The organism is Salinivibrio sp. IB872, from assembly GCF_001995345.1.
Classification (GTDB): Bacteria; Pseudomonadota; Gammaproteobacteria; order Enterobacterales; family Vibrionaceae; genus Salinivibrio; species Salinivibrio proteolyticus.
In genome coordinates this window covers 25,340-45,410 of record NZ_MUFO01000008.1, presented here as the reverse complement: position 1 = coordinate 45,410, position 20,071 = coordinate 25,340, and the positions used below count along the sequence as shown (strand labels likewise).

17 protein-coding genes are annotated in these 20,071 nt (G+C 48.4%); 8 read left to right on the top strand and 9 right to left on the bottom strand.

What is annotated here, in order from left to right:
* Positions 1–225: 225 nt before the first annotated feature.
* Positions 226–1,431 (bottom strand): MFS transporter, encoded by a 1,206-nt coding sequence (locus BZJ18_RS05545; protein WP_077455650.1) that lies wholly within the window; start codon positions 1,429–1,431, stop codon positions 226–228.
* Between the two features lie 288 nt (positions 1,432–1,719).
* Here BZJ18_RS05545 and BZJ18_RS05540 point away from each other — a divergent pair, with 288 nt between their 5' ends.
* On the top strand, positions 1,720–2,730 hold the full coding sequence (locus tag BZJ18_RS05540; RefSeq protein WP_077455649.1) for a Preprotein translocase subunit SecY: 1,011 nt from the start codon (positions 1,720–1,722) through the stop codon (positions 2,728–2,730).
* Here BZJ18_RS05540 and BZJ18_RS05535 read toward each other — a convergent pair.
* Positions 2,727–3,104 (bottom strand): hypothetical protein, encoded by a 378-nt coding sequence (locus tag BZJ18_RS05535; protein ID WP_077455648.1) that lies wholly within the window; start codon positions 3,102–3,104, stop codon positions 2,727–2,729. The genes BZJ18_RS05540 and BZJ18_RS05535 overlap by 4 nt on opposite strands.
* 182 nt (positions 3,105–3,286) lie before the next feature.
* Here BZJ18_RS05535 and BZJ18_RS05530 point away from each other — a divergent pair, with 182 nt between their 5' ends.
* Positions 3,287–4,009, top strand: coding sequence for an AzlC family ABC transporter permease (locus tag BZJ18_RS05530; RefSeq protein WP_077455647.1), 723 nt, complete (start codon positions 3,287–3,289; stop codon positions 4,007–4,009).
* Positions 4,006–4,326: an AzlD domain-containing protein gene (locus tag BZJ18_RS05525; RefSeq protein ID WP_077455646.1), complete on the top strand. Its 321-nt coding sequence runs from the start codon at positions 4,006–4,008 to the stop codon at positions 4,324–4,326. The genes BZJ18_RS05530 and BZJ18_RS05525 overlap by 4 nt, the downstream gene beginning before the upstream one ends.
* Positions 4,327–4,454: 128 nt before the next feature.
* Here BZJ18_RS05525 and BZJ18_RS05520 read toward each other — a convergent pair whose 3' ends face one another.
* From BZJ18_RS05520 to BZJ18_RS05510, 3 genes are all read right to left on the bottom strand, one after another.
* On the bottom strand, positions 4,455–4,730 hold the full coding sequence (locus BZJ18_RS05520) for a YrhK family protein (protein ID WP_077455645.1): 276 nt from the start codon (positions 4,728–4,730) through the stop codon (positions 4,455–4,457).
* A gap of 23 nt (positions 4,731–4,753) precedes the next feature.
* Entirely contained in the window at positions 4,754–4,987 is a 234-nt protein-coding gene (locus tag BZJ18_RS05515) for a DUF3955 domain-containing protein (RefSeq protein ID WP_069587075.1), read from the bottom strand.
* 124 nt (positions 4,988–5,111) lie between these two features.
* Entirely contained in the window at positions 5,112–6,995 is a 1,884-nt protein-coding gene (locus BZJ18_RS05510; protein WP_077455644.1) for a methyl-accepting chemotaxis protein, read from the bottom strand.
* A gap of 399 nt (positions 6,996–7,394) precedes the next feature.
* Here BZJ18_RS05510 and BZJ18_RS05505 point away from each other — a divergent pair, with 399 nt between their 5' ends.
* Positions 7,395–8,939 (top strand): DUF3369 domain-containing protein, encoded by a 1,545-nt coding sequence (locus BZJ18_RS05505; protein ID WP_077455643.1) that lies wholly within the window; start codon positions 7,395–7,397, stop codon positions 8,937–8,939.
* Positions 8,940–9,073: 134 nt separating this feature from the next.
* Here BZJ18_RS05505 and BZJ18_RS05500 read toward each other — a convergent pair whose 3' ends face one another.
* Positions 9,074–10,042 (bottom strand): ABC transporter substrate-binding protein, encoded by a 969-nt coding sequence (locus BZJ18_RS05500; RefSeq protein WP_443216500.1) that lies wholly within the window; start codon positions 10,040–10,042, stop codon positions 9,074–9,076.
* Positions 10,043–10,179: 137 nt separating this feature from the next.
* Between BZJ18_RS05500 and BZJ18_RS05495 the strand changes: the two genes are divergently transcribed.
* The 4 genes from BZJ18_RS05495 to nrtS are packed head-to-tail and all read left to right on the top strand — an operon-like array spanning position 10,180 to position 15,332.
* A complete protein-coding gene (locus BZJ18_RS05495; RefSeq protein WP_077455641.1) occupies positions 10,180–12,156 on the top strand; it encodes a sensor histidine kinase in 1,977 nt (658 codons plus the stop codon).
* On the top strand, positions 12,153–14,111 hold the full coding sequence (locus BZJ18_RS05490; RefSeq protein ID WP_077455640.1) for a sensor histidine kinase: 1,959 nt from the start codon (positions 12,153–12,155) through the stop codon (positions 14,109–14,111). The genes BZJ18_RS05495 and BZJ18_RS05490 overlap by 4 nt, the downstream gene beginning before the upstream one ends.
* 43 nt (positions 14,112–14,154) lie before the next feature.
* Positions 14,155–15,084: an HD-GYP domain-containing protein gene (locus BZJ18_RS05485; RefSeq protein ID WP_077455639.1), complete on the top strand. Its 930-nt coding sequence runs from the start codon at positions 14,155–14,157 to the stop codon at positions 15,082–15,084.
* Entirely contained in the window at positions 15,084–15,332 is a 249-nt protein-coding gene (nrtS, locus tag BZJ18_RS05480; protein WP_077455638.1) for a nitrate/nitrite transporter NrtS, read from the top strand. Before BZJ18_RS05485 ends, nrtS begins: the two co-directional genes overlap by 1 nt.
* Before the next feature lie 44 nt (positions 15,333–15,376).
* Here the strand turns inward: nrtS and betA are convergent, their stop codons facing one another.
* The 3 genes from betA to BZJ18_RS05465 all read right to left on the bottom strand — a co-directional run bounded on the left by betA (position 15,377) and on the right by BZJ18_RS05465 (position 20,029).
* The gene (gene betA, locus BZJ18_RS05475) at positions 15,377–17,074 is read right to left on the bottom strand and encodes a choline dehydrogenase (RefSeq protein ID WP_077455637.1); all 1,698 of its coding nucleotides are present in this window, start codon (positions 17,072–17,074) and stop codon (positions 15,377–15,379) included.
* 104 nt (positions 17,075–17,178) lie between these two features.
* Positions 17,179–17,916 (bottom strand): FadR/GntR family transcriptional regulator, encoded by a 738-nt coding sequence (locus BZJ18_RS05470; protein ID WP_077455636.1) that lies wholly within the window; start codon positions 17,914–17,916, stop codon positions 17,179–17,181.
* A gap of 130 nt (positions 17,917–18,046) precedes the next feature.
* Entirely contained in the window at positions 18,047–20,029 is a 1,983-nt protein-coding gene (locus BZJ18_RS05465) for a hypothetical protein (protein WP_077455635.1), read from the bottom strand.
* Between the last annotated feature and the right edge of the window lie 42 nt (positions 20,030–20,071).

Sequence of the window (20,071 nt, the reverse complement as noted above, 5' to 3'; positions counted from 1 at the left end):
AAGTGATGTCGCGTTCTGATCTCGGGCCTACTGCAACCCAGAAAATCAAAGGGCGTGATCCTAGTCAGTTATTAACCAAGCGTCAACCGTCACATTTTTATCAATAAAAGGCGTTATTCCTATAAATCAAAGTCTTATTGCGTTGATGTGATATTTTTAGCGTAGATTTATTGCCATCTTTTCTTGATACACGCTTTTCCGTATTGTCTGGACAGGTGATTAGACTTACAAGCGCGGATACACAGGCACCAACAGCACGGTAAAGGAAAGAATCATTCCAATGAGTGCATAAGTCATCTCATTAAGCGTCCAGCCGATATCGATAACAATACCAAACACCCAAGGCGCTAACGCGGTGGAAAGGATCATCATGCCCGTGACCAAAGAGCGAATGGCACCAATATGCGAGACTCCGTACATTTCCGCCCATAAGGTATTAATCACCGGATTGGTTGCACCAATCGCTAAACCAAAAAGGCACATAAAAAGCGGCGCCGCTAAGGTGTGATTGACGTTGGCAATCACCATCAACCCGAGCAACAGTGGAATGGGGATTAAGATAAGTACATTTCGCGAACGGTATTTATCAATCAAGCTGCCTGATATCACTGAACTTAGCCAATGCACGGCACCGTAAAATACGAAACTGCCTGCTAGCACGCTAGGTGTCCACCGTTTCGCTTCTAGGATAAAGTCCTGTTGGATAAATACGCCGGTGACCAAAAACGGCGTCACCAAGGCTATCGGTATGATCATCCAAAACCGCCAGTCGCGAATAACTTGACGCCGACTCGCATCACTGGCGTGGTTTTGATTATCTGCCTCAATACGCGTCCGTTTAAGATCTGCTTTTCGGATCAGCAATAACACTAATGGTAAAAACACCACTAACAGGGTGGCGCCAATGAACAACCAGCTTTCACGCCAGCCTAAAAACGCGATTAAGCCAATGACGATTGAGGGTAAAACCACCTCGCCAATGGCGACACCACTGCCGACCAAGCTAATGGCTTTACCTTTATCCTGCTGCGCACGCTTAATCACAGTGGCTTGCGCAATGTGAGGTAAAAAACCTTGTCCGCAAAAACGCAGTAAGAAAAAAACCAGCAGCAGCCCTACCACACTATCAACCGAATACATCAACGCACACGCGACCATCAGTAACGTGGCAAAAAAGATCAGTAATTTGTCGACCCGCACCCGATCGACCACACCACCAAAGCTAATCACCAACACACTGCTGGTCATGGTCGCAATAGCGTAAACCCCGCCGTAGGTTGCATCGCTCAACAACAGCGCATCTTTAATACTACTGCCATACCAACTGATGAAAAACGATTGACCAATGTTGCCAAAAAAGATCGATAGAAAGCCAAAAGCAATTAACGGCCATTGGTGCTTAATTAATGTCACATACGATCGCGCTAGCATACGCCCCCGTTGTCCCCTGTCATTCCATTTTGAAACGTCATATATCAACACGCCTTCAAAGGTTTACTTAATGCATGAGGTGAAAGCTGACTATGACATGCCTGCACTGAAGAAAAAATGAAACCCGACCCGCTTACGTTGGTTTTGTGATGCCTTTTAATCCATATTGGCGATGAATCAATCGCTTATTCATGTTTTCACCGCTTACTGACACACAAACGGGCTGAGATGCGCTAGGCTTTGCGCCCTCTCAATATCACAGACAATAACAACAATATGAATCCAGTCATGTCAGCGCCAACCAAGATGGCGTTACGCTTCCCAAAAGGGCGATTCGCCATGTTGAGTGTGTACAGCTTTACCGGTGCCGCTATTGTGGCTTCTACCATTTTTTCCCTGCTGCTGTTCTTATCCCTTGACGACAACCCGCTAATGCAATGGTTGTTCGGGGCATTGGCAGTGATTTTTGAAGCGGGTAAGTTTTACGCATGGTACGAGTTTGGTGAGCGCCGAGCGCACGGCAACTATGTGGGTGCCCTGTCAGCCTTGGCTTTTTATCTCATTTTGGCCTTAATCTCGATCGGAGGCAGTATTGGCGGTATCAATAGTGCCACCAATGCTGCGCAAAGTGAGCAGCGCCAAGCCCAAGCGCAGATTGACGCTTATAATCGGCAAATCGACGCTATCGAGCAACAAATCACATTGAATAATCAAGCCGCTGAGCGTTATATCGAATTGGATAGAATTGCTACGGGTGTGGCGCGATTACAAAAAGAAAACAACCAATTACGTAAAGAGCAACAGCAGCTCGCGTTCGAGCGCGATAGTTTGCCCGCGGTGGCACAGGGATCCATCTTGGGGTTGATTAGCAACCTTGCTAACACATTAGGCATCAGCGCCGATCAAGCCCAATCTTGGCTGGTGATTTTTCTCTCTGTGTTGCTCGACCTATTCGCCGCTTTCTTTGTCGGCGTGATCGGTGAAGAGCAGCGTTTCCGCCATTGGTATCGTCACCCACATACCACACCCTCTACGCCAGTGAGCACCAAAGCGTCAGCTCGAGCCAATGAGATAGACACGAAATCCACAACGCCTTCAGAGGTTCCTAACGAGGATGCGGATGCGCCTTATGCCGATATCAAAGCCGCGTTAGCCGCCAAAACGCTACGTTGTAGCAAGAAAGCCGTAATGGCGGAGTATGCGCTCAGCCAAGAGGCTGTCGATGCCCTATTTACCCACTTACAACAACAGGGATTGGTCGCCAAAAAGCCGAACCACCATTATCACTGGGTGGGTTAAGCCACCAACATCAATATACCGCTGAGTATCATGGCGGGAAGCCCACTTAAAAACAGCCACAGTCCGAGCTTGTCATCGGGCGGTGACGATGAATCGATCACCATCGCGTGTTGTTGAGCCGTGAGCGCCCGCCGTGTTACTGAATCACGATACCAATAGCGGCTTTTGTAACGACTATACGTCACAAGCCCCGCTGCCGACCAAACGAGCCCCCCGACGTAAAATGCACCATCCCCAAACGTCGTCAATGTTATCCACCCCGCCTGCCATGCACCAACCACAGCGGCACTGGCTATTGCCGTTGACACTAACCAAACATAGAGAAAATGCACGCTTGGCGGTGTTGATCCCTTCAGGCGATGCGGTGCTTTCATCGTGTTTCCTTTCTGTGTCTTAGTGAGCCACTCTGGCTGTTGATAATCCCATCTCTTTGCGGCATGGCGGTGATGTGATACAAACATCTGGTAAGTTTGTTAATCAGTACGTTACCTGACCTTTTAGCACCTTACCGATAAAAACAATTTATAACTAAGCAAATACAACAAAAAGGTGATCTATGCATAAGGCTGCACAAGAGGTGCATGCGCCTGAGGCATCAGTATGGCGCGCATTAGGCGATGTGAGTCCGTTGTGCCTCGCCGTCCTGCCTTGGGGGATACTCTGCGGTTCATTAGGGCTGCAAATGGGATTCAGTGCGCTGCAAACACAAGCCATGTCATTACTGGTTTTTGCAGGGGCGGTGCAATTGTCTGGCACCATGATGGTGGGCAATGCGGCGGGCTTGCCAGCGGTGCTCGGTTCCACACTGGTGATTAGCGCACGGCACCTTCTCTATGGTGCCCACTTTCGTCAGTACATCACTCCCTTGCCACTTAAATGGCGTCTCGGCCTCGGCTTTTTACTGACCGATGAAATGTATGCGCTTTCAACCGCACACACCAGCAAGCAGGGAAGATTTTCTAAACACTACGCCCTGTATACGGGCGCCGCGTTTTATATCGGTTGGAACCTTGCTACCTTGGCAGGGATTCTCGCCGGTTCTCAGCTGAAAGCCTTGGAAGCCATCGGGCTCGACTTTGCCATTGCGGCCACCTTTATCGCACTGACCGTGCCCAGTATAAAAACCCGCCCCGTGCTACTTTGTGCCTTGGCGAGCGGTGTCAGTATGCTGCTATTCACCTATTACCACATCCCCAATGCGTTAATCATTGCAACCGGCGTAGGTATGGTCGCGGGGCTAATGGCTGAGTCTCTACCGACACGGAGGGCAGCAACATGAGTTACTGGTTTATCATTGTCGCGATGGCGCTGATCACCTTCTCGGTACGTTATCTGTTGCTTGCACGAAGTATCCCTGTACGCATAGGTCCGCGGTTACAACGACTCCTGACCTACTCTGCACCGGCGGTTCTAACCGCGCTATGGGTGCCGATTGTCTTTTTCCCTGAAGGACACCTCTCTGTCACCCTAACCAATCCTTACTTATTAAGTGCACTTTTAGCGATCGGTTTAGCCTGTACACGTTTATCCACCTTGTTAGTGGTCGGGCTATCGATTGGCTTTTTTATTGCCCTTCAGCTCTGGGTTCTGGGATAAATAGCGATAATAAACCAACCAGTGCGATGCCACCATAGCAAGAGGCAGGGTCATCACCCTGCCTCTTGGGTTTATTCGCCTCTTGGCTCAGAGGCTAATGAATTTATAATTGATTGAGTAACCGTTTGTTATGCTGTGTTCTGTGCCCGTTGTTGCACGCGCGAGACATGGACCAAGCTCATCAACTTGATACTCGGTTTTAACAGCAGCTGCGCGCTTCCGACAATGAAAAGCCAGGTACCACTCTCCATCAATGCATCGTTTAAGAAGAAAAAACTGCCAATCAAAAACCAAATCGCGATTAAAAGGTCGTTAAAGGCCCCACACGCCTCATAACGACGTTGAATCACCAAATGTTTATTACCGATATCAATATCCAGTTCTCGGCCGTGACGTTCAATCATGTTGCCTCCTCTGGACCTTGGTATCAGCAATCAAGGTGTTGGCGTTTAACGATCAATACCGTTTGTACCATTTTAAACGCAAAAATCACCGCGCTCACCGCGAGGAATAGCCATGCAAGAGGGATAAACGCAAAGGGTTCTTGCAGCGTGCCGTTGGCAGCAATGTTCGGAGTGGATAAATTGAACGCTAAGAGGCATCCAATGCCAAGCAGAAAGAAGATAAATGAGGTACGAAAATTTCGTAATAGGGTTAGCATAAAACCTTTTTGTTGTTGCTTCAGTGCTTAGTGTGACCAAGCTCACTGAATAAAGTTCCGTTTTATCTTCATTTTTTTCAAAAAATCTGGCTACCCCTTGGCGTCAGGGTAGCCAGATGCGCGTTTAAAGTTTGTAGGTTGCCACTTTTTCGCTAAGGTTCGCCGCTTGAATACGCAACCCATCCGCCTCTTCAGACGCATCGTTCGCACTATGAACAAGGTGCTCAGACACATCTTTAATTGAGGTAATATTTTGCGTGATCTCGCTAGTCACATGGGTTTGTTCTTCAGCAGCCGTTGCAATTTGAGTCGCCATATCGCTAATTTGGTTAACCGCCGCGTCAATCTCACTCAATGCCGCAGTGGCTTTATCAGCGTCCGCGACTGAATCACCGGCCAATGATGAACTGCTTTCCATAATAGAAACGGCATTGGCTGTGGTGGTTTGCAATGTCTCAATCGTGGATTTAATTTCTTCAGTCGATGCATGGGTGCGCTGAGACAAGATGCGCACTTCATCGGCAACTACCGCAAAACCACGGCCCTGTTCGCCTGCACGCGCCGCCTCAATCGCCGCATTCAGCGCCAACAAATTGGTTTGCTCAGCAATATCTTGAATGGTCGACAGAACGGTCGAGATTTCTTGGGAGTGACTATCCAACTCCGCCACGATGGTACTGGCCTGCTTCAACTCATCGGCCAAGCGCGTAATTGACGTCTTGGTGTTCTCCACCACCGCCCGACCATTATTGGTGCTTGCGGTTGAATCTTGTGCGGTGCTTGCGGTGTGCTCTGCATGAGAGGCAATTTCCTGCGTCGCCGAGGCCAGTTCTGTCACGGCCGTCGCCACCATGGTAATTTCTTGTTGTTGCTGATTAATATCATCCACATTGCGTTGTGCACGATCGGTACTGCTTTTTGATTGCGATGTCAGCTGACCGGCCTGCTCTCGAATATGGCTGATGAGTTGGTGCATACTTCCGACGAAAGTATTGAAATTGTGCGCCAACTGCCCGACCTCATCTTCACTCTCTACTTCAATCCGCTGGGTCAAATCACCGCTACCATGGGCAATTTGCTCAAGCGCATTCGACACATTGGTCAGTGGTTTAAACAGGACGTTAACCAGCAGGTTAAATAACAAAGTACACGCAATCACCACCCCGATGGTCACGGCAATTTGTCCCCACACCGCATCGAACAAAGGCGCTACCAGCGAGTCATAATTGATCACTGTGACCGTCATTAACCCTGTATCGGCAATCGGTTTGGCATACACCACACTTTGCTCACCGTTCACCTCTGCCATGAGATCTTGGCCCGAATTAGCGGCATTTTTTACCGTACTTAACGATAGGCCTAAATCACTGACGGGTTGGTTAAGAAGATCCGTATTGGCATGGGTAAAGATGTTGCCATCGCCATTGGCAATCAACATATAACCGCGCCCAGGCAAGATAACCTTCTCAAGCCCCTCAATGATGTCGCCAATTTCAACGTCAGCACCCAGCACCACCATGTCGCCACCCAGTTGCAAGGCTTTACCTAAAGAGACCACATTGGCGCCCGTCGCTGCGGCTACCGTAGGGTTATCCATAAACACACTGGACGGATCCGCTTTGGCATTGATGTACCAACCCCATTTGCGTGGATCATCATTACCGGGTGGGAGGACCACACCGTTCGCGTTGTCTTGGCTACCATCGGGGTAAGCAAGGAACACATTGTCAAACCCACCCGAATCGCGAACCTGTTTTAAGTGCGTCACAATGCTATTAAGGTTGGCGTCACTACTTAGCGACGTCATCGCACGTTCTTTCGATACGATCCAATCCGCCACATACTGGTTATATGAGGCCGTCGTGCTTTCGAGACGTTGCGATACCTCGGTATCAAGCCGTGATAGTGACGCCCGAAATGAGAGAGCTTCAACCAATAAACCACCAATGATGATGGCGACACTCGCCGATAGCGCAAGCTTATTTTTTAATGAAAGTTTTTTAAACATAACTGCCTTGTTTGTTTATCAAAGTCTGATTGTGATTGTTGTCTAGTCAGTAAAACTGTGATCACAAAAGCCCGCAAAACCGCTCACTGTCAAATGGTATCCGCATCACAACAATCTTACTGATGCGTTACGCAACACGTTGAATGACGGCACTGTTTTATCCGCCAAACCGCCAAACTTGTGCAATCGACTACATCCGATAAGCGGGTGCGTCTTCCAGACTATCAAAGACAAACAGAGCTGTTATGTGCTAGATCAGTGATCTCTAATGAGGTATCGAAACAAACTCACTAATGCAGCAACATGATTCTAATTGAATGCGTTATCCCAACTCGCAACTTTTATTTTGCTCAACTACGCTTTAGTTAATTACGAAGTACGCGAATAGAGGCGAAGATCATGGACTTGTTTGCGGATCAGCGTGACAACGCATCTCCATCCCCACCAGAAGCGAATCAGGCTTCCACTCACGAGCCTTGGCGTATTCTGTTGGTGGATGATGATGATTTGATGCACGAGGTGACGCGCTTGGCGTTAACAGGGTTTACGTTTCAAGATCGCCCGCTCGAGATTTTATCGGCATTATCAGGGCAAGAAGCAAAAGACATTCTCGCAAAAGAGGAAGGTATCGCCCTGGCACTTGTGGATGTGGTGATGGAAACCGAGCACGCGGGTTTAGATCTAGTGCGATATATCCGCGATGAGAAAAATGACCACGTGATCCGGTTGGTATTGCGGACTGGCCAAGCGGGACAAGCCCCCGAAGACAGAGTCATCCGCGAATACGATATTGACGATTACAAAGAAAAAACCGAACTCACCACCCAAAAGCTAAAAACCTTACTCTACTCTATGCTGCGCTCTTATCGCGATTTGTGCATGATTGAGGAACAAAAACAAGGATTAAAGCGGGTGATTGAGGCGTCGGCCAACGTCCAAAACACTACTAACCTGCAACACTATGCGACAGCAGTGTTGGAGCAACTTACCTCATTGCTACACATTCATGACTCAGCCTTTTACTGCGTGGTACAACCTCGCCCTGGCGCAGAAGAGTCACGCGCACTGACCCTCGCCGCGACAGGGGAATACGTCGATTGCTACAGTGAATGTGCGTTTGAGAAGTTGCCTAAAACAGTTTCAGAGCGTTGCCAACAAGCCCTGAACAAACAACAAAGCATCCAATTTGATGATGGGTTTGTGCTGTTCCATCGTGACGAGGAGGATGTTGAATTTCTCCTTTACGTGAATCACGCGAAAACACTCTCCGAGCTCGACCAACATTTGCTGAAAATATATATGCAAAACATTGGGCTCACGTTCGAGAATCTCAGCTTGATGGTGGATTTACGTGAAACTTCCAAAGAGCTGGTTTACAACCTCGCCAATGCGGTGGAGGCGCGGAGTAAAGAAACGGGGGCGCACGTACAAAGGGTGTCTTTGTTCTGTGAATGTCTCGCTGAGCTTTATGGTCTGAGTGAGCAAGAGGCCACCATGATTAAACACGGCTCACCTCTGCATGATGTGGGCAAAGTGGCTATCCCAGATGCCATTTTGCACAAACCTGGCAAACTCGATGCTGACGAGTGGGAGATCATGCAAAAACATGTGGAATATGGTGTTGAAATTCTAAGCCATTCCAAACGCCGTTTAATTTTGGTTGCCAAAGAAATCGCCGCGACTCACCATGAAAAATGGGATGGCAGTGGTTATCCCAATAAATTGGCAGGGGAAAACATCCCTGTCAGTGGACGGATTTCTGCATTGGCCGACGTGTTTGATGCACTCGGGTCAAAACGGTCCTATAAAGATGCGTGGACTGATGACGACATTCGTAACGAGCTGGTCGCACAGCGCGGCAAACATTTTGAGCCCAAACTGGTCGACTTGCTGATCGATAACTGGGACGACTTTATTGCAATCCGCGAAGCGCATCCAGACTAACCGTATGCTTTTACCCAGCAATCAAAACGCGCCGTTTGAGCGCGTTTTTTGTGCGTGTTATCCAAAACGATTGCTTATCCCAAAATGTGCTGACCAACGTTATCGTCAGCACTTAGGCTTTCATCCTCACGCCATCAATCAATGTTTTGCCACCGTGAAGAAGGCGTCAACGACCAGCGTTCCATTTCACTGGCACTATAGATCGCACGCCCTTGGCGACCAATTTGAATCGGTATCGTGCTTGCGTCAGCACCAGCATTAATTTGTTTGACGAGCTCGGCGGCATGTTGGCCTTGTGACTCACCGAATAGCACAACGCCACCAGCGGTCTTCCCTTTACCGACGGAAAAGTCCCAAAAGCCAAAGGTCGGCACCTCCACATGTTGATTAGTCCAACTGAGCACCTGATTTGAATCAACATTGTTTCCTTCACTGTCCACCAAGGTTTGATATAAGCCAACAATCACTGCATCAAAGCCACCGGATTGTGTGGCGGCGATTTCTCGTTGCCAGCCTTGAAAGGTCACGGCATTAGCAATATTGATTTCAATACCCAAGCTTCGTCGAATTTGCTCGTATTGACGCAATATATACTCGGCAGCAATTTCGGAAGTCACCCCCGAATCGAACATCACTTTTACTTTGATGTTTTTCTTACCTAGCAGCATGCTGATTTCACGCATATTCCGTACAAATAACGGCAACTCCAGCACCCCCGTGACTTTTGCCTGCCCCTCATACTCGGCAAGCAAATGGCGAGGGTTAGAGTTAATACCTAAAAAAACAATCGAAATGGGCTCATCATAGAGCCTTGGCAACATGTATTTCAGCGCATTATCATCGCCGAGTACCACGATTTCAGGCTTTTCTGCTTGGTATGCGGCAAAGGCTTTATCCGCCTGCTTTTCAAACTCACGGGGTGGCAGCCGCTTGGTATCCATTTCAAAGCGAGATAGCGTGTAATCACTGCCCAATGCCTTTTCTAGACCAGCGATATAGCTTTTATCCCAATCATAGCCATAGTGATAGCTTTGAATCAGCATCACATTCGTGGCCCAAGCAGGGGCCGTTGCAAAAAGGAGTAAACTAATGAGTACTTTTATCAACCGGTGCATGATGAGCTCCATAGTAACCGAACCTTTTTAGTGTAGGCGAGCCAAGACAGATACCATGGGTATGACATCCTGTTTTTTCATCTACACTTAAATTTGATTCCGTTGCCATCGATGACTGTAGACGTATGAGCAAAAGCCATAAATTCGATGAAAGTATCCGTAACCCTTTCTTCAGCCTTGTTGGCCGTCGAATTTTGCTGATCATGATTTTTCTCAGCGGCTTCTTCACCATTTTCACCACGCTTTTGCAAACGTATTGGGACTATGACGAAGCATTCAACAATGTGGATAGCCGTCATTATGAAATTGAGAATATTCATGCCGATTTATTGGCAAGCTCGCTTTGGATTTATGATCTAAGCAGTGTGCAAGAGCGTCTGGATGGCTTGGTCAACCTTCCCCATGTCAATTATTTATCCGTACGCTCAGAGAACTATTTGTTCGACGCTGGAGAACCTGTCGAGGTCAGTAAGCTCGTCAATGAATACCCACTCGAATATGATGATCCAGACACAGGGCGTACACAGCGTATCGGGACGATTTATGTTGAATCGGACATCAATACGATATACACACATTTGATTCAGCAGTTTTTTCTTACTTTGCTACTCAACGCTATTAAGACCTTGCTAGTTTGTTATCTGATTCTACTGGTCTTTCATCACACTGTGAGCCAGCGCGTATTCCATGTTGCTCAATTTTTACGGGGCTACAATCCGCTAGACCCAGCACACAAAACGCTCACTCTGCCAAAAACGAAATACATCATGGAAAAGGAAGACGAGCTCGACTGGCTTGCAGCTGAAACCAATAAAATCACCGACAACATGTCAACGCTGTATCGCAACATCATGCTAGAGCGAGAGCGCCTTTCTGATTTCACCCATGTGTCCTCGGATTGGCTGTGGGAGACCGATGCCGACCTCAAACTCACGTTTTGCTCTGACCCGATGCGTCACGCTTTGGGTATCGATGCTAAACAGTTACCCTATTTACATGACGTGCTCACCACCATTGGTTGTAACCAGTTCATTGGTAATTTGCAGCGTCAGCAAGATTTTGCGATGTGTGAGGAAATCATCCAAATTGATGAAGACACCCGCTATTTCGTCTTTCAGGCACTCGCCCACTATGGTGTTGATGGATTTCGTGGGTTCCGCGGTACTGGTATCGATATTACGGAGCTCAAAAAGACCCAATTTGAGCTCGAAACGTTAAACCAGAACCTCGAAGTCACGGTCGATGAACGCACCCGCGAGCTACAAGAAAGCATGGAGCGACTAAAGGCCGCGCAGGATCAATTAGTGGAGTCCGAGAAGTTAGCCGCACTAGGGAGCTTGGTGGCTGGCGTTGCGCACGAAGTGAATACCCCGCTAGGCATTGCAGTCACCGCCTCCTCGGTGGTGAAAGAGATCACCACGTCGCTCAACGAGGCCTTCAAGGAACAGACACTGACGAGCACTCAGTTTGCGTCACTGATGAAGCAGGTAGATGATAGTATCAACATGCTCGAGCATAACCTAAATCGTGCGTCTCATTTGATTCGCGACTTCAAGCAAACCGCTGTCGACCAAGTTTCAGAAGCACATACTGAATTTGATGTAAAAAGAACCATCGATGCACTTATTGCCAGTTTACATCCTGAAACGCGTAAAGTGCCCGTCGAGCCGATAGTGAAGGGCGAGGAAAAAGTCATCATGCACAGCCTTCCCGGCGTGCTCACTCAAGTTATTTCCAATTTGGTGATGAACAGTATTAATCATGCATTCGACGATACCAACACACCACAAATTCTGATTGAGTTTGAACGCCAAGATGAGCACCTCTATCTGTGCTACCAAGATAACGGCTGTGGCGTTCCCGAAGAGTTGCATCAACGCATTTTTGAGCCCTTTTATACCAGCAAACGCGGACGTGGAGGCTCAGGGCTTGGACTGAATTTGGTTTTTAACTTGGTCAAGCAAAAGCTACAAGGCGAGTTACAGTTTGAATCGACGTCCGGAGACGGCGCCAAGTTTATGTTTTTAATTCCATTGAACCTCGCCAATATCACTTCGCAACAACAACGCGAAGATGATCAGCATACGATAGGGAAGCAATGAGTCAACTGCAGAAGTTTGAGGAGAGCATTAATCACCCGCTGTTCAGCATTGTCGGACGGCGGATCATCTTATTGATGGTGTTTTTGAGTAGCTTTTTTACCATCATGACGACCCTGCTGCAGCTTTCATGGGACTATGAAGAAGCGTTCGACAACGTCGATCGTCGCCACTACGAAATTGAAAACGTACATGCCGATTTGATTGCCTCCTCCCTGTGGGTTTTTGACTTGGTGAGTGCACAGAATCGCCTCGATGGGCTCGTGAACTTGCCTTATATCGACTATTTGTCAATTGAGTTCGATGGTGTCGTCCTTGATGCGGGTCAACCTATTAGCCAGAACAGTGTGATGAGTAGCACTGAGCTAATTTATTTTCATCCTGACACAGATCGACGCATTGAGTTAGGTACCTTAACTATCAAGTCAGACGCTAAAAAAATCTACGACATTTTGTTACGTCAGTTCGTTATCACGCTACTCCTCAACGGCATCAAAACCCTGATTGTCTGCTCATTAATTATGTGGGTGTTCCACCAAAGCGTCAACCAGCGGGTCTTCTCAATTGCCAAACACCTAAGTCATTTTGAGCCGTTAGCTCCCATTCATCAGCCACTGGAACTAAAGCATCGCAAGTTCATCATGGCAAAAGATGACGAACTTGACTGGCTTGCCGAAGAGACCAACAAAATTACCCAGCGTATGGCTAACCTATACCAAAATATTATTTTGGAGCAGGAGCGTCTTGCGGACTTTACCAGCGCGTCATCAGATTGGTTGTGGGAAACCGATGCCGCACAGCGTCTCACGTTTTGCTCAGATGCCATGCAAACAGCACTTGATATTGATATACACAATACGCCCAAAGTCCGCGATCTGCCTTTACTCGCCAACTGCCAGTCGTTACTTGACCATCTTGAAGACTACGAGAACTTCACCATGTGTGAAGAGCAAGTACTATTGAATAAGCGTCCTCATTACTTTGTTTTTCAGGGCATTGCTCACTTCAACGATGAAGGATTTGTCGGTTTTCGCGGAACGGCAATTGATATCACCGAGCTAAAGCAAACCCAGCTTGAATTGCAATTACTGAACCATAACTTGGAGAAAACCGTCCATGAACGGACTCAAGATTTAGAACAGAGTATGGAAAATCTGAAAGCGGCACAGAACCAGTTAGTGGAATCAGAAAAACTGGCTGCTTTGGGAAGCCTTGTTGCCGGTGTTGCGCATGAAGTAAACACACCACTCGGGATCGCGGTGACTGCCAGTTCGGTGATTAAAGAGGCGGTAGCCACACTCAATCATGCCTTCGCGGACCAATCCCTTACCAGTCAACAGTTTGAAGCGGTGATGAAGCAGATCGTCGATGGCTCCGACATGTTGGAAAACAACCTCAATCGTGCCGCCCGCTTGATTCGTGATTTCAAACAAACGGCCGTCGACCAAGTCTCAGAGAGCCGCAGTCAGTTTCGCGTCGTGCAAGCGCTAGACGCGCTTATGGGGAGTTTACGCCCTGAAACCAAAAAAGTGCCCGTCGTCCCCATTATCGAAGGTGATGCCAACCTAGAAATGAGTAGCTTGCCCGGAGTATTGACCCAAGTCGTCTCAAACTTGGTAATGAATAGCGTGCGGCACGCATTTGAGAATATCGAAAACCCAGAAATAAATGTTAAAGTCAGTGACTTAGGCGACGAAGTACAAGTCGTATACACCGATAATGGTGTAGGTGTACCGTCTGAACTGCATCAGCGAATTTTTGAGCCTTTTTACACCAGTAAGCGAGGCAAAGGAGGCTCGGGGCTTGGCCTCAACTTAGTGTTTAATCTGGTTAGACAAAAGCTTCAAGGCAAACTAAGTTTTGACTCAGATATCAACCAAGGCGTGATGGTGGTGCTCACGTTACCGAAGTTCTTACAAGTATCCGCCCCATCGGAAAGTGAAAGCGTTTCACGATAAACCTGGTCTTATTCTCTACATCTGCTTAATAAAGGTACGCGTGATGAAATGGTTACGTCAGTGGCTGGCCGCCGCACCGAGCGATAAGCAAGCACAGCGCTTATTTCAAAGTCTGCTCACTTTGGCGTGGAGCGTGGAATCGAAAGACCCGTATACCGGTGGGCACCTTTGGCGAGTATCGCGTTTTGCTTACACACTGGCGGAGGAGGAAGGCTGGTCAGAGGAAGATCGCGCTGCGGTTACACTTGGAGGCTTTTTACACGACTTAGGTAAAGTCAGTGTGCCCGATGAGATCTTGCGCAAGACAGCTCAACTCACCGATGACGAGTTCGCTGTGATCCAGAACCATCCCAATGAAGGCTTGTATATCCTTGAAGGCCACCCTCTCGCTACTATTGTCAGTAATGCCGTTGGACTTCACCATGAGCGCATTGATGGTAAAGGTTACCCCAATCAACTTCACGACCACCTTATCCCAGCGGATGCCAAGGTAATTGCCATTTGTGATGCGTTTGATGCAATGACCAGTCAACGCCCCTACCGCAATGCCATGCCAAAAGAAAAAGCCATTGCCATTATTGAAGAGAACCTTGGCACGCAGTTCGATGAAAAGCTGGGCGCGCGCTTCGTTGCGTTAGCCAAGGCCGGTAAACTGGATTCGATCATTGCGCACACCGACGAAGGGATCCCCTTATATCATTGCCCCACATGCGGCCCGACCATTACACGGTATCGCTCTGATAAATCAGGACACCTCCTCCACTGCCCCGTTTGTTTGCAACAAGCGAAGCTGGTGAAGGCTGACGGCACTTACACCCTCGCACCCACCGGGGTTCAACTTTCACCGGCTAAACAGCGTCGCAAGCCTGATACGGCATTAATTCGTCGGGTGATCCAAGAAACCATCGATACAATCCCCACCCAAGCGCTACTTGCTCGGGCGAATGAACGTCATCTTGGTCTGGACACCTGATGCGATCGCTCATTCGCATACTCGTAGAGCGAAGCTTGGTCATTAACGCGATCAAAATAGCTTTAGTGGTGGGGACAATACTCAATATTATCAATCAAGGCGATGCGCTGTGGGCCGATGGCTCATTTAGTATCGGCCATGCCCTACTCAACTATCTCGTTCCCTACAGCGTGGCAAGCTATAGCGCGGCAAAGTACCAACTCAACCAGTCAACAAGCCCTTCAGATAACACGGACAACGCCCCATAAAAAAGCCAGCATTCTGCTGGCTTTCATCCGAAAACAGCGGCCGATTACGCCACGTCAGCCGTCGCTTTTTCTACCGACTGAGATCCAGTTTCTGGCACATAACGGTAATACTCAGCGTCTTTCGCGGGTGCGAGCGTATGCCCCATGATCATATCTGCCGCCTTTTCAGCTACCATGATCGTCGGCGCATACAAGTTACCATTGGTAATCGCAGGGAAAACGGACGCATCGACGACACGTAGATTTTTCACCCCATGCACGTTCAAAGATTCATCCACGACCGCCATTTCATCGCTCGCCAAGCCCATTTTGCAGGTACAGCTGGGGTGGTAAGCACTTTCCCCTTCGCGTGCCACAAATTCGAGGATCTCTTCATCGGTTTGCGCATCGCTGCCCGGTGATAACTCTTTACCGCGAAGGTGGTCAAACGCAGGTTGCGCAATGATATCTCGAGATACGCGAATCGCTTCCACCCACTCTTTACGCTCTTGTGGCGTAGAGAGATAGTTAAAGAAGATCTCTGGCTTCTCATCTGGATTGGTGCTGCGAATTTTAACGTAACCGCGCACATCGGTATTCATTGGCCCCACATGCAACTGGAAGCCATGTCCTTTGTTGGGTGCCGAACCATCATAGCGAATTGCCAGAGGTAAAAAGTGGAACTGCAAGTTCGGGTACGCCACCTCATCATTACCGCGTACAAAGCCACCCGCTTCAAAGTGATTGGTCGCGGCAGCACCTTTACGACGGAACAGCCAATCAAAACCGATTTTCGGTTGATTATGGAACTTAAGCGCGGGATACATGCTGACTGGCTCTTTACATTCATACTGCACGTAAAGCTCAAGGTGGTCTTGCAAGTTTTCACCCACCCCCGGCAAATGGTGAACCGGCTTAATCCCCAAGTTTTTCAACATGATCTCATCGCCAATACCCGATAGCTGCAACAGCTTCGGTGAGTTGATTGCACCACCACAACTAATAATCTCGGCACCATAGGCGGTTTTCTTCCGTCCCCACTTGCGGTATTCCACACCGATAGCCGTTTTGTCTTCAAACAGCACTTTGTCGGTTGTCGCGCCCGTGATCACGGTAAGATTTTTACGATTCATCACCGGGTGAAGATACGCTCGCGCAGCGCTGTGGCGACGACCGCGATAGATATTTTGGTCGAAAATGCCAAACCCTTCTTGCTGATAACCGTTCACATCGTCGGTTAATGGATAGCCCGCTTGCTGGGTGGCATTAAAGAAAGCACTAAACAAAGGGTTATCGCAATCTGCTGTACTGATTGCCAGTGGGCCATTGTTGCCATGGTAGTCATCTTGGCCCTGCAAACGTGTTTCACACTTGCGGAAATACGGCAGGCAATGGGCATAATCCCACTTTTTCAATCCGTGCTCGTTGGCCCACTTCTCATAGTCCATGGCGTTACCACGGATGTAAATCATGCCATTAATGCTGCTGCAGCCGCCAAGCACTTTGCCACGAGGCTGCGCGATACGGCGATTATGCATGTTCGGCTCGGGCTCGGATTCATATAACCAGTTATAGGTGCCATCAGTCAGCAAGTATGTCAGTGCGGCGGGCATATGAATGCGAAAATCAAGTCGATAATCAGGACGACCCGCCTCAAGAAGTAGCACCTTGTTATCTGGATTGGCGCTCAAACGGTTCGCCAACACACAGCCTGCTGAACCCGCGCCAATAATGATGTAATCGTAGTTTTGTTGCAGTCCCATAAAACCTCCAGTTTTCCTTCCCGCGCGCAGTGACGTGTTCGCCATCTTGGTGGCGCGGTTATGGGTGAATATAGTTAGAGGTTTCCTTTTTGAAGTGTTTTTTATTATTTGCTTGATGCTTGTGCATCAATGCATTGTTGTAGCAACCGATAGTGGTGGCTGATCGTTGCCTGCGCCTTAAAAGGCTCTGCGGCAACAATGTGGTGGACGGTCTGCTGCCAGTTTTCCACCGTTTGGCGACGATACTCCGCCACCTGATAAAGGGCATAATCGTGCGAGCTAAAGCCTTGTTGCAGCGCATGCATCACCCACTCAAAAATTGGGTTGCCTGACATTTCAGCAATCAGCAGGTTTAGCGCCCGATCTAGCTCCCCTAATCGATCAAGATCTGGGCTCACACTCGCCGCTTCAGCTGCTAAGGCTTCTACGGTTTCCTGCAGTGTGACTTTCTGCGCCTCACTCCCGCGACTCATCGCAAGTAAAACCAAGCTTTGGTCGACCGTTTCACGAAACTCCGCCACTTTCTCTGCATTGATATGGCTTTGCTTGAGAAACAGCGCCAGTGATTCACTGATATGATGGACATCCACTTGGCGTACGACAGCACCGCCTTTCTGACCCTTGCGGATTTCAATCAGGCCTTTTTGCTTGAGTGCCTGAATCGCCTCACGCACCACACCACGCCCTGTTCCGAACTGTTGCTGAAGCTCACGCTCACTGGGTAGTTTGTCACCCGGCTTTAGCGCCTCAGACAGAATCGCTGACTCAATTTGTAATGCCACATCTTCACTGGCCCGGCCCATTTGCACCGGATGAAAAAGGCTATTAGTGGATGTCGTCATGATTACCCCTTCTATTTTGGTAGGACCAAACTAACAAAAAAACACAATATTAGTCAAATAAAGAGGTTTTTACTATTTATGGTAGGACCAAACTTCCCCTTACTGCTGCAGTAAGGGGAAGATAAAACAGCTATCGGAACGAGCGTCCTTTAAGTGGTAAATGAGTGTGGTTTTTTGGTAAGTCTCGACTCGGTGTGTCGATCTGCTTTTTAACGATACCCAAAGGTTTCAACGCATTCGGCAACATCAAATCTTTACACAACGCATCAATACGCGCTTCGCTGACATCCCACATCGTGAATAGATGCACGTATTGCCTCTGAAAACTATTGTCATTGGGATCTGTGATCGTCTCTTTCGCTAACGAATATTTAGCAATAACTTCATCACTCGGCTGCGAGAAGATCAGTGATAACGATAGTGGAGTGTGCTGCAACCACAGCCCATCAGGCGGGCATTCCTCCTCGGGGCGACCTTGAGACACTTCACGCCAATAGGCTGCTACCTCCTTTAGCTTCTCAACGGCATAATAAGCAAGTTCGATGGCATAAAGCGCTTTTTCACGTTGTTGTTGATAGCTATTGGTAGCGAAGAAGTGCCATAAAATCAATGGTGATAAACCGCTCCGTGATCCCGCGAAGGTAGTATCTGGCGAACCAATATATTCAGGATCGTCTGGCGGCGAGACCATGTATTTTTGTTTGGTCATATACACGCCTGTTGGCCATGGACTCCCCGGCCATTTATGACCACTCGCAACCATCGAATGTACCATTGGTAAACTGAAATCAAATGCTGGCATCGCTGCAATGTCTTCCTTTGGAATGCGCGTGCCGAGTTCATTGTGAAGGGGCATATCGTGTGGTGACGCCATTTGAATAAACGGCGCATAATTCGCCCCCAGAGCGCCGTCTATATGAACCCAATAGCCACTCCGCATTTCCTCATAGGTTTTACCCGTGTCCGTTTTCACCGTGACTTTTCGTTCGAAAAGTCCGGTCTCTTTGAGTACTTGCTCAAGTTCTGATAAAGCCTTGGGAATATCATCGTACGCCCCTTTAAATGTGGTACCAAAGTTCAACACAACCAAAATCGGGTGCCCCTTTTGGGCAAAGAAGCGTACGAGTGTAATTAGACTATCAATATCAACAGCCCCAGACCCTACAGGAAGCGCCTCCGTCGGCCCTTGAGATGGGACAGCATCAGGCCAAGGTTCTCCTTCGTTAAGTGGGTTTTGTTCGGGGTATAACCGGCGACCTAAGGTTGCGAACGTATCAATTTTCTCTACTTCCATCGCTTTTACGATGGAGTAATGTGTATCTTCTGAAAAAAATGCGACGGGGTGATACTTAGCCTCGCCGGTGTCCGGATACACAGAAAAGTACTCACTTTGCTCATCAATACGCGAATTTTTCTGTGCACTCAGTGCTTGTTCAGCCAGTTGGTCGCGTAACAACATTCGTCCTGACAGATAGTCACGTGCATTAAGCATCGCATATAAGTTCCCTTCTGTGCTGCCCATCGTCAGCACATATCCCCAGTAACTTTCATTTTGCTGTGCAGGCGTTACGTGCTCAGTCTGTGGTTGATAACCCAGTGATGGCCATTGAGCTCGCCACAGGCAGGCATAATAATCTAACACCATACGCTCAATATTTTTTGAGTTGAGCGTGAAGTCACCATCGACAAACGGATCCCCAACATTATTGAGGCTCATAGTCAAAAACGGCGCAATGCGTGATGGATAGTCGACTTGGCGCCAATTCCCTTGTTCTGAGCCTGACTGCACAGGCGCATAGTCACGGTCGCTTGGCTCTGCCAGCATAAACCTCGATTCGACTTGATACCCTAAAAATCGATCAGCTTGTTGCGCGCTATAGACATAAAATGTCCTCATTGCTTGATATTGCTCTGTATCCGATAAACCAAGTGGAGGGATCTCAAAGTCTTGACTGCAAAGAGACGTTTGCTGCAACGCAAAGGACTGGTTTCGCTGCTGGTAGACGACAAGAGGATCATGGGTGGGCGCCGACACATAGTCTTTCGCAAAGTCAGGCACCTGTTCGCACCAAGGGCGCTGCGAAGGCCCATAGGGAATATTTGTCTTTTTCATCAGACACTCCATATGAAAAGAAAGTGATATTTGGCCAGCGCA

Bases quoted from the DNA above. Each gene is read 5' to 3' on its own strand.
- BZJ18_RS05495 (WP_077455641.1), top strand. From the start codon at position 10,180: ATGAGCAAAAGCCATAAATTCGATGAAAGTATCCGTAACCCTTTCTTC.
- BZJ18_RS05470 (WP_077455636.1), bottom strand. From the start codon at position 17,916: ATGACGACATCCACTAATAGCCTTTTTCATCCGGTGCAAATGGGCCGG.
- BZJ18_RS05540 (WP_077455649.1), top strand. From the start codon at position 1,720: ATGTCAGCGCCAACCAAGATGGCGTTACGCTTCCCAAAAGGGCGATTC.
- BZJ18_RS05505 (WP_077455643.1), top strand. From the start codon at position 7,395: ATGGACTTGTTTGCGGATCAGCGTGACAACGCATCTCCATCCCCACCA.
- nrtS (WP_077455638.1), top strand. From the start codon at position 15,084: ATGCGATCGCTCATTCGCATACTCGTAGAGCGAAGCTTGGTCATTAAC.
- BZJ18_RS05545 (WP_077455650.1), bottom strand. From the start codon at position 1,431: ATGCTAGCGCGATCGTATGTGACATTAATTAAGCACCAATGGCCGTTA.
- BZJ18_RS05520 (WP_077455645.1), bottom strand. From the start codon at position 4,730: ATGATTGAACGTCACGGCCGAGAACTGGATATTGATATCGGTAATAAA.
- BZJ18_RS05465 (WP_077455635.1), bottom strand. From the start codon at position 20,029: ATGAAAAAGACAAATATTCCCTATGGGCCTTCGCAGCGCCCTTGGTGC.
- BZJ18_RS05510 (WP_077455644.1), bottom strand. From the start codon at position 6,995: ATGTTTAAAAAACTTTCATTAAAAAATAAGCTTGCGCTATCGGCGAGT.
- BZJ18_RS05490 (WP_077455640.1), top strand. From the start codon at position 12,153: ATGAGTCAACTGCAGAAGTTTGAGGAGAGCATTAATCACCCGCTGTTC.
- betA (WP_077455637.1), bottom strand. From the start codon at position 17,074: ATGGGACTGCAACAAAACTACGATTACATCATTATTGGCGCGGGTTCA.
- BZJ18_RS05535 (WP_077455648.1), bottom strand. From the start codon at position 3,104: ATGAAAGCACCGCATCGCCTGAAGGGATCAACACCGCCAAGCGTGCAT.
- BZJ18_RS05485 (WP_077455639.1), top strand. From the start codon at position 14,155: ATGAAATGGTTACGTCAGTGGCTGGCCGCCGCACCGAGCGATAAGCAA.
- BZJ18_RS05525 (WP_077455646.1), top strand. From the start codon at position 4,006: ATGAGTTACTGGTTTATCATTGTCGCGATGGCGCTGATCACCTTCTCG.
- BZJ18_RS05530 (WP_077455647.1), top strand. From the start codon at position 3,287: ATGCATAAGGCTGCACAAGAGGTGCATGCGCCTGAGGCATCAGTATGG.
- BZJ18_RS05515 (WP_069587075.1), bottom strand. From the start codon at position 4,987: ATGCTAACCCTATTACGAAATTTTCGTACCTCATTTATCTTCTTTCTG.